General features: G+C 41.3%; 17 protein-coding genes and 1 pseudogene. 7 read left to right on the forward strand and 11 right to left on the reverse strand.

Features of this window, described 5'->3' with window-relative positions:
* The first annotated feature begins 57 nt into the window (after positions 1-57).
* From BIV59_RS06355 to BIV59_RS06365, 3 genes are all read left to right on the forward strand, one after another.
* Positions 58-387 (forward strand): four-helix bundle copper-binding protein, encoded by a 330-nt coding sequence (locus BIV59_RS06355; RefSeq protein ID WP_071350620.1) that lies wholly within the window; start codon positions 58-60, stop codon positions 385-387.
* A 179-nt stretch (positions 388-566) separates the two neighbouring features.
* On the forward strand, positions 567-1,934 hold the full coding sequence (locus BIV59_RS06360; protein WP_346417302.1) for a sensor histidine kinase: 1,368 nt from the start codon (positions 567-569) through the stop codon (positions 1,932-1,934).
* A 1-nt stretch (position 1,935) separates the two neighbouring features.
* A complete protein-coding gene (locus BIV59_RS06365; RefSeq protein ID WP_071350622.1) occupies positions 1,936-2,619 on the forward strand; it encodes a response regulator transcription factor in 684 nt (227 codons plus the stop codon).
* Between the two features lie 28 nt (positions 2,620-2,647).
* On the opposite strand, the gene BIV59_RS06370 is transcribed toward BIV59_RS06365, so the two are convergent.
* The gene (locus BIV59_RS06370) at positions 2,648-3,190 is read right to left on the reverse strand and encodes a YdhK family protein (RefSeq protein ID WP_083392070.1); all 543 of its coding nucleotides are present in this window, start codon (positions 3,188-3,190) and stop codon (positions 2,648-2,650) included.
* Between the two features lie 331 nt (positions 3,191-3,521).
* On the opposite strand from BIV59_RS06370, the gene lepB reads away from it, so the two are divergent.
* The 3 genes and pseudogenes from lepB to BIV59_RS06385 all read left to right on the forward strand — a co-directional run bounded on the left by lepB (position 3,522) and on the right by BIV59_RS06385 (position 5,190).
* Positions 3,522-4,067: a signal peptidase I gene (gene lepB / locus BIV59_RS06375; protein WP_071350623.1), complete on the forward strand. Its 546-nt coding sequence runs from the start codon at positions 3,522-3,524 to the stop codon at positions 4,065-4,067.
* 87 nt (positions 4,068-4,154) lie between these two features.
* Positions 4,155-4,433: pseudogene (locus BIV59_RS24315) on the forward strand (insertion element protein); the annotation flags it as partial.
* A 46-nt stretch (positions 4,434-4,479) separates the two neighbouring features.
* Positions 4,480-5,190: a hypothetical protein gene (locus BIV59_RS06385; protein WP_071350625.1), complete on the forward strand. Its 711-nt coding sequence runs from the start codon at positions 4,480-4,482 to the stop codon at positions 5,188-5,190.
* A 180-nt stretch (positions 5,191-5,370) separates the two neighbouring features.
* Here the strand turns inward: BIV59_RS06385 and BIV59_RS06390 are convergent, their stop codons facing one another.
* On the reverse strand, positions 5,371-5,595 hold the full coding sequence (locus BIV59_RS06390) for a DUF2188 domain-containing protein (RefSeq protein ID WP_071350626.1): 225 nt from the start codon (positions 5,593-5,595) through the stop codon (positions 5,371-5,373).
* A gap of 167 nt (positions 5,596-5,762) precedes the next feature.
* Here BIV59_RS06390 and BIV59_RS06395 point away from each other — a divergent pair, with 167 nt between their 5' ends.
* Positions 5,763-6,173 carry a hypothetical protein gene (locus tag BIV59_RS06395; protein WP_071350627.1) on the forward strand — a complete coding sequence of 137 codons (411 nt, stop codon included), beginning with the start codon at positions 5,763-5,765 and terminating at the stop codon, positions 6,171-6,173.
* A 198-nt stretch (positions 6,174-6,371) separates the two neighbouring features.
* On the opposite strand, the gene BIV59_RS06400 is transcribed toward BIV59_RS06395, so the two are convergent.
* From BIV59_RS06400 to BIV59_RS06435, 9 genes are all read right to left on the reverse strand, one after another.
* Complete coding sequence (locus tag BIV59_RS06400; RefSeq protein ID WP_071350643.1) at positions 6,372-7,022, reverse strand: HAD family hydrolase; 651 nt, start codon at positions 7,020-7,022, stop codon at positions 6,372-6,374.
* Positions 7,023-7,179: 157 nt separating this feature from the next.
* Entirely contained in the window at positions 7,180-7,632 is a 453-nt protein-coding gene (locus tag BIV59_RS06405) for a GNAT family N-acetyltransferase (protein ID WP_071350628.1), read from the reverse strand.
* A gap of 31 nt (positions 7,633-7,663) precedes the next feature.
* Entirely contained in the window at positions 7,664-8,104 is a 441-nt protein-coding gene (locus BIV59_RS22730) for a hypothetical protein (protein WP_139194322.1), read from the reverse strand.
* Between the two features lie 43 nt (positions 8,105-8,147).
* Entirely contained in the window at positions 8,148-8,501 is a 354-nt protein-coding gene (locus BIV59_RS06415) for a VOC family protein (protein ID WP_071350629.1), read from the reverse strand.
* Positions 8,502-9,187: 686 nt separating this feature from the next.
* The gene (locus BIV59_RS06420; protein WP_071350630.1) at positions 9,188-9,703 is read right to left on the reverse strand and encodes a DinB family protein; all 516 of its coding nucleotides are present in this window, start codon (positions 9,701-9,703) and stop codon (positions 9,188-9,190) included.
* A gap of 310 nt (positions 9,704-10,013) precedes the next feature.
* The gene (locus BIV59_RS24215; RefSeq protein WP_276205126.1) at positions 10,014-10,145 is read right to left on the reverse strand and encodes a hypothetical protein; all 132 of its coding nucleotides are present in this window, start codon (positions 10,143-10,145) and stop codon (positions 10,014-10,016) included.
* Positions 10,146-10,147: 2 nt separating this feature from the next.
* Positions 10,148-11,485, reverse strand: coding sequence for a (Fe-S)-binding protein (locus BIV59_RS06425; RefSeq protein WP_071350631.1), 1,338 nt, complete (start codon positions 11,483-11,485; stop codon positions 10,148-10,150).
* On the reverse strand, positions 11,482-12,894 hold the full coding sequence (gene glcD / locus BIV59_RS06430) for a glycolate oxidase subunit GlcD (protein WP_071350632.1): 1,413 nt from the start codon (positions 12,892-12,894) through the stop codon (positions 11,482-11,484). The genes BIV59_RS06425 and glcD overlap by 4 nt, the downstream gene beginning before the upstream one ends.
* Positions 12,895-12,998: 104 nt before the next feature.
* Positions 12,999-14,690, reverse strand: a complete 1,692-nt coding sequence (locus BIV59_RS06435; RefSeq protein WP_071350633.1) for an L-lactate permease — start codon at positions 14,688-14,690, stop codon at positions 12,999-13,001.
* Between the last annotated feature and the right edge of the window lie 163 nt (positions 14,691-14,853).

Consider the following 14,853-nt stretch of genomic DNA (forward strand, 5'->3'; position numbering starts at 1 on the left):
AACAAATGATGCCGGGTACTAAAAGAAGGACAATACTTTTTTTAGGAGATGGAAGATATGAACAATGCGCAATATCAGGAATGCATAGAGGCTTGCCTTGCCTGCATGGAGGCCTGTAATACATGCTATGATGCCTGCCTGAACGAAGAAGATGTTAAAATGATGAGCTCCTGCATCAGGATGGACAGGGAATGTGCCGATATTTGCGGCTTGGCGGCAAGGGCCATGCAATCAAACAGTCCATTTGCAGTTCAGATCTGCCAGCTATGTGCAGAGATTTGCGAAGCCTGCGGAAATGAGTGCAGACAGCACCACCACGATCACTGCCAGAAATGTGCAGATGCCTGTTTAACGTGTGCTGAAATGTGCCGTAAGATGATTTCATAAATAAGAAAGGGAGTGCACCGATTCAAGAAAGCCCTCCCTTTTTTCCTGTTATAATTTCATACATAAAGCGTTCTGCATACTTTTTTCACATTTCCAAGGTAAAATTGCAGATATACATATTAATTCTTCAGAGCCGGTTTCATACCGCCGGCTGAATTGGATGAAGCAGGGGGAAGATAGTGAAAATTTCGTTTAAGCTGGGATTATGGTTTTTTATATGCATGTTATTGATCGAGACAATTTCCATGATATATTTGCACACAGGCATCATCCATTCCCGGGTCAGTCAGGAGCTCCACTCCCTGCAGGCTCGCGGAAACAGCCATCGTGATGTTTTGGAAATATCGTTTAACTCATCAACTCTCCATCATATCGGATTGATGGAATCCCAGACCGATACTGAAGTCGTAATCACTGACAGCAGGGGGAAAGTTCTCGCTTCTTCCAGAAAAATAAACACCAGCATGAAGGAAATCCTGAACAAACATCCCGGCAAGATTCCGCTGCACGGAAAAATCCTTCAGCAGGACTGGAAAAATGAACAATATATTTCAACAGTAACAAGCTTCCATACAAAACAGGGAAACAGCGGAAATGTGTTCATGTTTAAGGATACCAACAGTGTTAAATTATTGATTGCCCAGTTAAATCACCACTTTATTTTTGCAGGAATATTAGTTGCCGTCTTTATGCTGATCTCTATTTTCTTTCTATCCAAGGCATTAACAAGGCCTTTGATTTCTATGACAGAAGCAACTAAAAAGCTCAGCGGAGGCAATTTTTCCGTTACTCTCCCCTCGCCTTCAAGGGATGAACTGGGAGAGTTGTCATCCTCCATCCAAACTCTGGCCAATGACCTGAATTATCTCAAAAAAGAAAGAAATGAGTTTTTGGCAAGCATCTCGCATGAACTGCGAACCCCCCTGACATATGTAAAGGGATATGCCGATATTGCGAAAAGGCCGATGCTGAATGAAGAAGACAGGGTAAAGTACTTAACCATTATTCATGAAGAAGCGGAGCGGCTTAGTGCCCTTCTTGAAGAACTGTTTGATTTGGCAAGGCTTGATCAAAATGAGTTTAACATTAAAAAAGAGGATATAGACGTGCCTTCTTTTTTGCAGGGCATTTATGAAAAGATGCTTCCTGCATATAAAAATAAAAACATCCAGCTCACATTGGAAGCAAATGAAGACATAAAGATATGTGCAGATCCTGCCCGTTTTGGACAAATTCTTATCAATCTGCTCGATAATGCCTTAAAATATTCAGCTGCACCTGCACGTACAAGCATGAAGGCTTTTCGAAAAGAAGAGGCTATTGTCATTGAAATTCGTGATGAAGGCATTGGCATCCCGCCGGAAAAACTTCCTTATATTTTTGACCGCCTGTACCGTGTGGATAAGTCCCGCTCAAGGGAAACAGGAGGTTTTGGGATCGGGTTAGCCATTGCTAAAGAATTGGCTGAGGCACACGGCGGCCAAATATCTGCTGAAAGTGAAGTAAACAAAGGAACATGCTTTACCATACTATTGAAGGAGCAATAAGATGAATACCGTTCTGCTGGTTGATGATGAACCTAAAATGCTCGAACTATTAACGCTGTACCTTAGCCCCCATGGCTATAGATGCATCAAAAGCAGCTCAGCAAGCGAGGCTTTAGATTCACTTGATCGTACTAACATAGATGTAATCCTGCTGGACGTAATGATGCCCGAAGCAGACGGATGGGAAACGTGCAAAAAAATCCGTGAAACCTCGAGTGTGCCCATCATTATGCTGACCGCCCGCAGTGATAAAAATGAAATAGTAAGAGGACTGAAATTAGGCGCAGACGACTATGTAGCAAAGCCATTTGATGAAGAGGAACTGCTTGCACGCATGGAAGCTGTGCTGAGGAGAACGGCAAGAGACAGTGATGAACCTCTGCTATTTAAAGAACTTGCTTTACATGAGGACGCATTTGAGGTTTTCTGTGGCTCACAGCAAATTCCCATGACAAAAAAAGAGTTCTCTCTTTTATCACTATTTTTGAACTATCAAAATAAAGTCTTCTCCCGGGATCATCTGCTGTCGGCCATTTGGGGACTTTCTTCAGAAACAGAAGACCGGACCGTCGATTCACATATCCGGAACATAAGAGAAAAATTGCGCCAGGCGGAATTTCCGATAGATCAGCATCTGAAAACCGTTTGGGGCGTCGGCTATAAATGGAGCACAAAAAAGGAATGAGCCCATCCGCCTTGGATGAGCTCATTTTCTATTTTGCAGATACTTCGTCTTCAGTTACCCATTTATGATTCTTCACTTCTTTTCCTCCTGAAGCAGGAGTGTAATCCACCATATACACGACCGTTTTCTCTGAAGACACAATCTCGGCTTCTGCACCCTTCATGCCCTTCATATGGTCTGCATCAAGCGTCACTTTTGCACCAGGCGACAGTTCCTTGTTTTGAGCATCTTTGATTTCTTCCTTGATGACCCATTTATGGTTCTTTACTTTTTTTCCGCCATTTGAAGGAGTATAGTTCACCACATATGCTGTTGTCTCATATGCCCCTTTAACTGTTGCTTTTGCCCCGTTCATCCCTTTCATATGATCTGCTTTAAGAATGACCTCGCTGCCCGGTTTATAAGCAGGCTTCTGAGCTGTCTTTAAACCTTGAGGAACTTCGCCTGAGCTAGTGTGATTCATACTGGAATGATCCATATTTGTGCCTTTATCCGCTGAAAGATCACTGCATGCAGACAGAGCAAAAACAAGCATGACTGAAAATATTAGCATAGCCATTTTTTTACCCATAATAATCCTCCCTTAAATAAAATCTATATGAAGAGGATAGCTGATAGATTTGCAGAAATTATGCATAACATGCAGAACTCTGCTTAGCAGGAAACTATTATCAGAAAAATTTTTTTTACCCATGCGGGTTAGACCTTGCTATGATGCATTCCTAAGAGGCGGTATAAGCGTAGGAATAAGCCTTTCAATATTTCCCGGAACTAAATCAGAACAATTTAGCAGGGATCCTGAAGCGGAAAACCACCTTATTTATCAGGAAAATAACAAACACGAAAACACATATGGTAATATAAGGATATATATATAAACAAATATTAAGGGAGATTGAGTAATGACAAATAAGAAAAGAGAAATGATCGGCTGGTTAAAACCCATTATGACTGCAATTGTTTTAGTATTTATTATTCGTTCTTTTTTCTTTACCACTATTGTTGTTGACGGTGAATCGATGAATCCCACTCTACAGGACAAGGAACGTATGGTTGTAACTAAAATTGGGGAACCGAAAAGATTTGATATTATTGTGTTTCACGCCCCTGACGGCAGAGATTACATTAAACGTGTAATTGGACTCCCTGGTGATAGAATCCAGTATAAAAATGATGTTTTATATATCAATGGAAAAACATATAAAGAACCATACTTAGAAAAATATAAGAAAAGACTAAATGAAGGAAACCTGACAGAATCCTTCACTTTAAAGGAAACCGCAGTAGGCAGTGATACTGTTCCAAAAGATTGTTTATTTGTAATGGGAGATAACAGAAGGATCAGCGAAGACAGCCGCCGTATAGGAGCGATACCGCTGAAAAAGATAATAGGGACAACGAATATTGTTTATTATCCGTTAAAAGAAGTTAATATTGTAAATAACTGATTTCTGCTTATACAGCATAAAAAAAAAGCTTTAGTTTAATATGAAATTATATGAAATTATTAATATACCAAAGGAAACCCGCCTTAAAATGTTAGTGACTATTCAACTGATATGTTCATACAACAAATCCGCAGAAGATTATCAATTCTAGGGAGACCATTAGTTACTGCAAGGGGTGAAGGAAGAAGTTATATTTATACAAATTCCAACCCTAAATATGCCCAATATGCTTTGACTATTTTAATGACTTTTTATAATTTTTGTGAAACAATCAAGGGGTTTGATGGTGAAGAATTGACCCCAGCACAAAGATTGGGAATAACTCAAAAAAGATTTGAGATAAAAGATATTCTCTACTTTCAATAAAAAAATAGTTGAAGCAGCAGATATATATAAGAGGTAGCTGATATAAGTGGATATAGAACAAGATATTTTACGCACAAAAAGGCGAGCTAAATGGGGATGCTTGATAGGAGCAGTTGTTCTAATTCTTTTACCCATTCTTCTATTTGTTGGTTATTTTTATTACCAGACAGAGATTAAGGAACGCACACTTATAGTTAGTCATTCTCCTAACAGTGCCAATACTATCAAAATTGAAGAAAAGGGTGAACCAGCCTTTTTCGGTTCCTCCTCTGTCAGAATTAAATATCAAAATCAGCATATTGACCTAATTATTAGTAACGATGGGAAAACACTTGATGATTCCAATGCCTCTATAAAATGGGAAAGTAATGATACCGCCATTATTACTTTAGAGGGGGAAGAACAATTCCCTGAAACCATCGTATTTAATAAAAATAATCGTAAACTTTTCAAAAATGTACAAATCCAAGTCGATTCCAATACTTTAGTGACAAGTGAATCGCCCGATCATAAAAAAATAATTGAAATAAGAGAAATAACCAGGTCTCAAGGACAAAAACCTAAAAGGCTTTTAAGGATTTATTATGGAAAAAAAGGAAGTAATTTAAATAAATATAAAGAATATTACCATCTAGATAGAAGTTACAAAGCAGACCAACTATATGTTGATTGGACGAACAACACACAAGCATCTATACGAATATTTACAGATAGTGGCTTTGAGGATTCTGTCCAAATTGACTTTAACAAATATTAAAAAGGCAGCTAAATCGCTGCCTTTTTTGTTGTCCAAGCATACTGTTATTTCAATTGCTAAAATGAATTTTCTCCCTCTTAACGGAACCCGTTATTAAAATATTCACGGTTTTTTTGAATCAACATTATGAAATAGGAACCGAATATAGTCTTAAAATAGAAAAGGCCAGCCCACAAACGGCTAGCCCCTTGGCGGAAATGGATCATGTCCATGGCTGTCCCTGGACTGTATTTTTCCGTCTTTCCCGTGAATAAATAATTCAGATTTCTCATCTTTGGAAATCTCTCTCGCAAGATCCACAGCCTCTTTTTTTGTATCCGTGACCTCCGAAGGCCTTTTAACTCCTTCAGCTTTCACCTGCCAGCCTCCGCCGGGATGCGGTGCAGCATGCTGATTCTTGCCCACTCTCTCACCTCATCGAGTAAACTATTTTTATCAATAAATACCCTTAAGACCTGAACTGAAAACCTGGTGAAAGTGAGTCTTTATTCTAATGCAATATGGTTAAATATGTTAATCTTATATTAACGAAGCATGGCCCAATTTATACCGGTTGCAGAAGGAGTGGTACTTTGAAAAAGTTCTTAATTAGCATCACACTAATAGGTTTGACCCTTGCAGCAGCGGCCTTTTTTTATATCAGTCAGCGCGGATTGGATATCAAGGTAAAAAATCAGACCAACACGGAAATAGCCGGCCTGTATGTGACCTACAATCATATTAAAAAGGATATCAGCATCCCGCCGGTTGCGGCAAAATCTTCGTACAAATTACATGTGGACCCTGTCAAAAATTCCAAGGCAGATTTCAATGAAGGCGCATTGAATATTGTATATAAAGATTTAAAAGGAAATGTGCACAGCGAAACTGTAATTGGATACTTTGAAAGAAGCTATTCCGGGGATGCTGTGGTTAAAATAAAGTCTGTTGATAAAAATGGTGTGCTTGCTATTATGACAAATAGCGATGTTTCTTTATATTGAGTTGCGAAGGATGACTGACTGCTTAAGGCGCGAGACATCTGCTTAGATTAGCAGGAGGCGCAGCCGGCGAGGCTCACCGCCTGCCCCGCGGAAAGCAAGCATCCTGTGTTTCATAGCAACAAAGCTTACGAAAACAGCCTTTTGAAAACTAATTTGATATCCAAGAATCAAATCCCGGTCATTATTTGATTAAGCTGCTCATGTAATATAATTCAATAAACGATCCAAAGAATCAATCTCGGCATATGGTTTTATTTCGGTATCGTTCTTTTTCATATGAGGATTGAACCATATCCCTTTTATATTTGCATTTTGACTGCCGCCAATATCTAATACTAGGTTATCTCCAACGAATAACATGGCTTCCGGCAGCACATTCAGTCTATTTATTGCTAATTCAAATATGCGTTTGTCAGGTTTACTAATTCCCGCTTCTTCTGAAATAATGATTATATCAAAACAATTAGTTAAATTCGTTTTAAGTATTTTAGCTTTTTGTCTCTGCGATGCGCCATTTGTTATAATGCCAATTTTCATGTGCATCCTTATAGCATTTACGATATTTGCAGTATTCTGGTCTATAGAAAAACAATTTGGAAAATTACTATTCCAATAATCCTGAATGTCATTGCGGGGCAATCTATATTTTGGCGGAAATTCATCGAAAAATGATTCCAGGACTTTTGTTTTATCATTACTGCCATAGCTTCTTTTATCATATTCTTTAAATTTCTGCAGCATTATTGCAGAATGTTTAACACCGGGATAACACTTTTCTAAAATCATTAAAAACATATTATCTACTGCATGATCCCTATCAAGCAATGTATCATCTAAATCGAATAGCATTGCTTCAAATCTTCTCAATAACTTTACACCCCTTTCACAATATGATGTTCGTTATACTAAGATACCAGAGTATGCAGGCAAGGCCTCTGGAAAACCACTTTCACAAATAAGTAAAGGTCTCCTTAATCTGACGGGAACAACAAATTTGTGTTTTATTCTATAAATCCTGGGATAGCCGAACCATATCCCTGCACCGGATGCCATTTTCATAGATTTCTTCATGATAATGCTTTATAAAAAAGTCCTTTTCAATACCATTCATTCTAAAGCCGCATTTTTGATAGAATGCAAGCTGGTCTATACTTGAATTTCCTGTACCCACTTCAATGGTTGTAAAGCCTTTCTCCTTAGCCGATTTTATTGCATGCATAATCAGCTCTTTTCCAATCCCCTTGCCGCGCTTTTCTTTTGCGACTGCGACATTCACCAGCTCCGCTGTCTCCGGCCTTGTGGGAAGCAGCACATAAACTCCTGCCATTTGCCCCTCGTCCCAAGCTGTGTAACATTCGCCTCTAGTGAGATATTCTTTAACAATTTCTTCTGAAGGATCAGCCTCAAGCAGAAGATTCATCGGATATTCCTCATCATTATGAAGTTTTCTGATTTCCATCATGATCCCCCTTATCCAGCAATAAAGCAACTCAGCGCCGGGCCTTAATTGAACGAAAAGCATACATCAGCAGGACAACGATTACAAAAATAATTAAACCTGTTTCAATATAACGGATAGGTGCTACTTTTTTCCCTTCATATTTTCCTCTTCTTTCGGCCTTTTTGTAATGGCCATGATCGGCAACTGCAATTGCCTGGTCGGTGCTAATGCCTTTGATAGAATAGTATTTTGTCCCTTTGTGATATTCGTTAGAAAAGTTGCCAGAGTACGTGCCTTCAATATCTGAATACTTCGTGACTTCCCCTATTTCCTTATCGATATCTGTTACAGATTCTTCACTCAATACATAGGTATAGCCATCATAGACTACAAAAGCATAAGCCCATTTGGCGAAGGACTGTTTTGGATGCAGCAGCGAGAAAAGGATAGCAAAACACAAGATGAAAACCGATGCTTTTTTTACATTCATACGCTTCCTCCCTCATCAGAAAAAGTTTAAGCTAACCGCTTAATCAGCACTTACAAACCATAAGATGATTTCCATCAGGATCTTCAAAATTAAAATAATGCTCATGCTGGATGTCAGTTAGCAAAGTGACATTCTTTTCTTTCATATATTGAAAGGCTTCTTCGATGTTATGTGTATTGAAATGGAATAAAGGAGTTTTCACTATATGTTCCTTTGAGAAAATCTTGCTGTCTAATACAATCCCCGTCCCATCCATGGGGATGACGTAAATATGGCCAAACTGTATTTCTCCATCTGCCTCCAGACCCAAAAGACCGCAATACCAATCCCTTGCTTTCTCAATGCTGCTTACTGGTATAAAAACTGTTCCGATTTGATTTAAAATAGGGTTTCCCATAAAAAAACACCTCCAGATATTAAACTATTACATTCGATTTTATTATTTAAATATCCTTTATTTACTAAATGGATCAGCCCGTTTTGCGATTTTGGGCATCATGCCGAATTTAGACTCAAGAATAAGGACAAGAAAAAACAAGGCTCTTTTCTTAAAGATTGTTGTTTTTTTAATGTGTTCTTTTCAGCCATTCCATTGTTAAGTCAGGTTGATTGGAGCGTAAGGTGCGAAACTCCTGCGGGATTAGCGGAACAGGTGAGACCCCGCAGGCGAAGCCGAGGAGGCTCACCGCCCGCCCCGCGGAAAGGGAGCATCCTGGAGCAAAAATCAACCACCTTGTTCCATAGCAACAAAGTTTACGAAAACAGCCAAAGACAAACACCCAAAGCCTGTCATATTGGCTGTGAAGTGTGGTGATGCCATCCATTTTGCATAGATTAAAACATTCATCACATACGAAATGATGAATCCGCAATATGAGATGCAGCATAACCCGTTCATTAACAATACTCTAAATAGATTTCCGGAGCTATGTCTCTTTTTCCAATTGTCCGCCGTATGTTTGAACTGCTGAAATAAACCATAAACAAACCGCACAATAACAAAATGACCACAGTATAACTTAAATATTCCTCCATGCTACATCCCCTTGCATGCATGGCCCCGATAATAAAGAGCTCTGTATTTTATACCAAATATTTTTCTTTAATGATGTTCACATGATGAAGTTCATGGCCGGCAATTATGTAAGCAAGGGCCCTTACAGATATCTCGCCATTGTTGGCAAACCCCTTTCTTGTCTCTGATTCATGAGGCAAACCATTCAATAGTGATATAGTCGAGTTCCTTACAGCCTTATAGTCATCTAGTAAACTAGAAAGGAGGCGTGTGCGGAACAATGCCTCTTTCACATATTGTTCATCGTCATATCCGGCAAGCGGAGTCTGATCTCCTCTCGATATTCTAAGCAGCCTGTAACTCATAATTCTTTCAACGTCTGTGATATGGCCAATTACTTCCTTTAAAGTCCACTTTCCCTGTGCATACCGGTAGTTTGCCTCTTTTTCCGTAACACCCAATAACAATGTAAGTGTTTCTTCAAGCTGTCTGGTTAGAACATCCTTTAAGTCCCCCGCTGGAACTAGATCAATATATGTTTGATAATATGCGGGGTATTCTTCATTTGATTTCGGCTTTAGCATCACAAGCCCTCCTTCTTCAGCTATTACTAATACTAAAATTACGGATTTGATACCTCATTTTTATCAACACCCTGCACAAATAGAGTGGTTTTAACTGGGTTGAGCTTCGCAGTCCCAAATGATTAGATAAAAAAACATAACTGCCTGCTCCGTTTATTGAAAAGTTTGTCCCTTTATAGCCATAGAAAAATCCCCTCCAAATAGTAGTGTAACACCCATTTAACTTCACGGGCTTTTTACACTGTCTATTTAAAGGGGATAATATCAAACCCAATAGTCCCATTGTTATTTTACTATCCCTGCTATGCGTTTAATAGATTCTTAGTACTATACTCCGCTTTTTAAAATCAGGCACTTCCACACGAAGCGCCGCTGCACCGTATCGTCCATGCAATACTGCTGGACTATCAAGAAAAACAGCTGGTTCCGATAACGCCGTCAACCCTAAACCACCGCCTCTTTCTTCACTGCCTCAATCAGCAGGTCTACTAAGTGAACTCCCCTCATTTTCGCAGCCAGTCCTTCCCGCTCTATGCCGAGCTTCATTTGAAGCAGGCAGCCAGGATTGGCTGTAACAATTGTAGATGCCTGTGTGGCCGTTGCGTGGACCATCTTAGAATCCAGCAATCTCATCGACATTTCGGATTCGATAATGTTATAGATTCCAGCTGAGCCGCAGCAGCGATCGGCTTGCTGCATTTCCTTGAATTCCACACCTTCTATGGATTGGATAAGCAGCCTTGGAGCCGATGAGGTTTTCATCACATTCCTAAGGTGGCAGGAGTCTTGATAGGTAACCACCTGTGGCGGCAGCTGCAATTTTACCTTCTCATGGAAACCTGCGGCAACGAGTACCTCTGCGATGTCCTTAATTTTTCCTTTAAAAGCGGCGGCTCGTTCCTTCCAGACCGGATCATCGTTTAGCAAGTGATCATAATCTATCAGGAATGCCCCGCAACCGCCAGCGTTTGTGATAATAAAGTCCACATTCAAATCTTCAAATGCCTGAATATTCTTTTTCGCCAGCTCCCTTGCACTTTCCTTTTCCCCGCTATGTCCGTGAAGGGCTCCGCAGCAGGACTGTCCTTTAGGTATGACCACTTCACAGCCGGCTAGCTGCAGCAGCTTCATCGTGGCATTATTGGTTTCAAGAAAAACCGTGTCCATTAAACACCCGCTGAAGAAAGCGACCCTGCCTGTCTGTGTTCCGATGGATGGCAAATGTTCAGGACGGTTTTTCATTTCCTTCCTCGTGGGAACGGGTGGAAGCACCTTTTCCATTGCAGCAAGATTTTCAGGTAATAGCTTCATCATGCCAGTTTTTCTTGCTGCCTTCTGCAAACCGGAACGCTGATAAAACCCAATCAAGCCAGTTAAGTTCTTTATTCGATTTTGATGGGGGAATAATCCATGAAAAACAGCCTTCCTTACCGCTCTGACCGGCAGTGAATGCCTTTTGTTCTGGTTCACGATATCCCTTGCCTCTTCCAAAAGCTGACCATAATTAACGCCGGATGGACAGACTGGTTCACATGCCCGGCAGCCCAGGCACAGGTCAAGTGATCTCTCGAAATCCTCATCCGGTTCGATCAGGCCGTCGACCACTGCCTTCATCAAGGCAATCCTGCCCCGCGGCGAGTGTGATTCCTGGAAACCCGATTCAATATATGTCGGGCAGGATGGAAGGCAAAAGCCGCACCTCATACAATTCAGCAATTCTTCCTGATTCATACGCTCATTAAATTGTTTTTGTATCTTCTGCCGTTCTTTGAGCTTTGTCATTGTCCCACCTTCACCCGCTTTCTGCTTTCGTCCATGAATACTTTCCCAGGGTTCATGATATTATTGGGATCCAATGCGGTCTTTACTGCCTTCATGGCAGCGATCCCTGCTTTTCCAAGCTTCAACTCAAGGTAAGGAGATTTCATGATGCCGACGCCGTGTTCACCTGTAATGGTTCCGCCGAGTTCAATGGCTTTTTCGAAAATCTCAGCAAAAGCATGTTCCACCCTTTCCATTTCCTCATGGTTGCGCGCGTCAGTCGGGCATGTCGGATGCAGATTCCCATCCCCTGCATGGCCGAATGTACAGATATCTAAGTTGTATTTAGCGGCAATATCATTAATCGCTTTTACCATTTTTGCGATTTCTGACCTAGGTACGGTCGCGTCTTCGAGAATGGTCGTCGGCTTTAGACGGGCAAGTGCCGAAAGCGCAGTCCTTCGAGCTGTCCGTAAAGCCTCGGCTTCTGTTTCAGACTGAGCGGTTTGAACAGATACCGCCATTTCCTGCCTGCAAATTTCAGAAATTTTTTTAATATCCCGCTCCACTACTTCCGGAGGGCCGTCCTGTTCAATTAATAGAACTGCCTTCACATCTGTCGGGAGCCCAATCCTCGCGTAGTCTTCTACTACCTTTAAAGTCGGCTGATCAAGGAACTCCAGCGTAGCCGGTATGATTTTATTTGCAATGATTTTCGAAACCGATCTCGCAGCAGCTTCCATATCCTGATATAGAGCGAGCATCGTCTTTTTTGCCTCAGGAATCGGAATAAGCTTTAGGGTAGCTTCTGTTACAATTCCAAGTGTACCTTCTGAACCGACATAGAGACGGGTAAAGTCATAACCCGCTACATCCTTGGCAAGCTTTCCGCCTGTGCGGATAATCTCCCCGTTAGCCAGTACAATCTCCAGAGCCATGACATAATCCCTTGTAACACCGTATTTCAAACCGCGGAGACCGCCGGAGTTCTCATTAATGTTGCCGCCGATTGTCGAGATTTTCATGGAACCCGGGTCAGGCGGGTAAAATAGACCTTTTGATTCTACTGCAGTGATGATATCAAACGTAATGACCCCTGGCTGTACGGTCGCAGTTAAATTTTCTTCATCAATTTCCAGGATTTTATTCATATGCTTAAACAGCATCACAATCCCGCCTTCAAGAGGGCAGGTGCCTCCGCAAAGGTTGGTGCCGGAGCCCCGCGGCACAATGGGAACTTGATGTTCATTACAAATCTTAACAATTTCCGCTACCTCTGCCGTATTTCTTGGACTGACAACTGCATCTGGAAGTGCTTGATAATTCGGTGTGGAATCATATGAATAAACGAGCCGCCCTGTTTTTGAATCATCAAAATTCTCTCTCGTCACAACGGCAATTATTTTTTCTTTCACTAGAATTTCCAGCAATTTTCCTCCCCCATTTCTGTTTTAAACGTATTTATTGCCAGTATCAAATGCATACCCATTTACAACCGCTATACGATAATCTAAAACTCTCTACATGTAGTAAATTAAGGAACCATCCAAGAAAGAACCGTATTCTGCAAGAATGTTATGATCCCTATTAAGGCGACGAGAAACAGACTGTGCTTAACTGTGAAACGGAATAAGTCTGATTCTTTTCCCGCTAGTCCCGCAGCTGCACAGGCCACGGCAATCGATTGCGGTGATATCATCTTTCCGGCAACCCCTCCTGAAGAGTTTGCCGCAATGGCAAGTATTGGGTTCATACCAATCGACTCTGCTGTAATCTTCTGAAGGTTTCCGAATAAAAGGTTTGCTGATGTATCCGAGCCAGTTATGAAAACCCCGAGCCAGCCAAGAAATGGAGCAAAGAACGGAAACAATAACGATCCTGTCTTGGCAAGTGTCATCCCTAGCGTAGTGCTCATGCCGGAAGCATTGATCACATAGGCAAATCCTACTACAGAGCAAATGGTAAGTATCGGAAATTTCAACTCGCTTAGTGTCTCGCCGAAAACGGCAGCCCAGTTTTTCCAAGATATTCCCACGATGTACTTCGTTATAAGTGCCGCAATGAAAATCGCAGTTCCTGCCGCACCTAAAAAATCAAGCTTATAAACGGCCTCGATGGCATGACCGTCAATATTAATGACTTTGTTATTCAAAGCAGGCACTTCCGGCGCGAATGTTAAAGCATGTCCCAAGGAATTGACCGCTTTTAATACGGCACTGCTCCCTTGATAGTGCCCTGTTAAAGCAAGCTTCAAAACGGGAACTCCCCAAAGGGAGATCATTCCAGTCAGTACCAGGAACGGAGACCAAGCCTTAAACACCTGTCCTTTGGTATAATGCTTCTCAGTGCTGACAGCATCGATGGCTACAGAAGCAGCCATTTCCTGCTCCCCTGGAAAGTGGAAGATAGTCTTCGGTTTCCAGAATTTCAAGAAAATCACCATTGTGAACAAGGAGACGAGAGCTGAAAGAATATCGGGCAGTTCAGGCCCAAGAAAGTTGGAAGTAACATACTGTGTCAATGCAAAGGAAACTCCTGAGACTAGAATAGCCGGAATGATTTCCATTGCTTTTTTAAAACCTGCCATAATCACTACTAAATAGAACGGTATAAAAAAGGATATAAATGGAAGCTGCCGGCCGATCATCTTAGATATTTCCATCGCCGGGACACCTGTTGGTCCCTCTACTGCGATTACAGGAATACCGATTGCTCCAAAAGCAACGGGAGCAGTGTTGGCAATCAGACACAGGCCTGCTGCAAATAAGGGATTGAAGCCCAGCCCAACCAAAAGTGCTGCCGAAATCGCCACCGGGGCCCCAAAGCCTGCAGCCCCTTCAAGAAAGGCTCCAAACGAGAATGCAATCAATAATGCCTGGATTCGCCGGTCTTCTGTAATGGATAATACTGAATACCGGATAATGTCAAACTGGCCGGTCTTCACAGTAAGCTTATACAAGAAAACAGAAGTGATGATGATCCATCCGATTGGCAATATACCGTAAACTGCTCCCTGAGTGGCTGACGTTACAGCCATTCCTGCCGGCATCTTAAATGCCAGAACAGCAGTCAACAAGGCTACGATAAGTGTCGTAAGTCCGGCAATATGGCCTTTCATTCGTTTTATTGCGAGTGCCCAAAAAAAATATAAGATAGGAATCAGGGCAATAAGCGAGGAGAGTGCGAGATTATTTCCTACTGCGGTGAAATTCTGCTGAAATGACATAAGGTTCCTCCCTTTAATTATGTACAAATATGCTCCTCCACTTAAAGTAACCGTTTTCAAATGTATGGTCATCTGATGACTAGGTGATTACATATCTGTCTAAAAAGAGTATAAATATCATTTTTAGAATTTTCAACTATTTTTATTATTTATTATTTTCCCC

This window comes from Bacillus sp. MUM 13, assembly GCF_001866725.1.
GTDB lineage: Bacteria > Bacillota > Bacilli > Bacillales > DSM-1321 > Peribacillus.

Excerpts from the sequence above, each read along its gene's own strand:
- BIV59_RS06355 (WP_071350620.1), top strand. The coding sequence starts at position 58 with ATGAACAATGCGCAATATCAGGAATGCATAGAGGCTTGCCTTGCCTGC.
- BIV59_RS06365 (WP_071350622.1), top strand. The coding sequence starts at position 1,936 with ATGAATACCGTTCTGCTGGTTGATGATGAACCTAAAATGCTCGAACTA.
- BIV59_RS06370 (WP_083392070.1), bottom strand. The coding sequence starts at position 3,190 with ATGGGTAAAAAAATGGCTATGCTAATATTTTCAGTCATGCTTGTTTTT.
- lepB (WP_071350623.1), top strand. The coding sequence starts at position 3,522 with ATGACAAATAAGAAAAGAGAAATGATCGGCTGGTTAAAACCCATTATG.
- BIV59_RS06400 (WP_071350643.1), bottom strand. The coding sequence starts at position 7,022 with ATGCTATTCGATTTAGATGATACATTGCTTGATAGGGATCATGCAGTA.
- BIV59_RS06405 (WP_071350628.1), bottom strand. The coding sequence starts at position 7,632 with ATGGAAATCAGAAAACTTCATAATGATGAGGAATATCCGATGAATCTT.
- BIV59_RS22730 (WP_139194322.1), bottom strand. The coding sequence starts at position 8,104 with ATGAATGTAAAAAAAGCATCGGTTTTCATCTTGTGTTTTGCTATCCTT.
- BIV59_RS06415 (WP_071350629.1), bottom strand. The coding sequence starts at position 8,501 with ATGGGAAACCCTATTTTAAATCAAATCGGAACAGTTTTTATACCAGTA.
- BIV59_RS06420 (WP_071350630.1), bottom strand. The coding sequence starts at position 9,703 with ATGCTAAAGCCGAAATCAAATGAAGAATACCCCGCATATTATCAAACA.
- BIV59_RS06425 (WP_071350631.1), bottom strand. The coding sequence starts at position 11,485 with ATGACAAAGCTCAAAGAACGGCAGAAGATACAAAAACAATTTAATGAG.
- BIV59_RS06435 (WP_071350633.1), bottom strand. The coding sequence starts at position 14,690 with ATGTCATTTCAGCAGAATTTCACCGCAGTAGGAAATAATCTCGCACTC.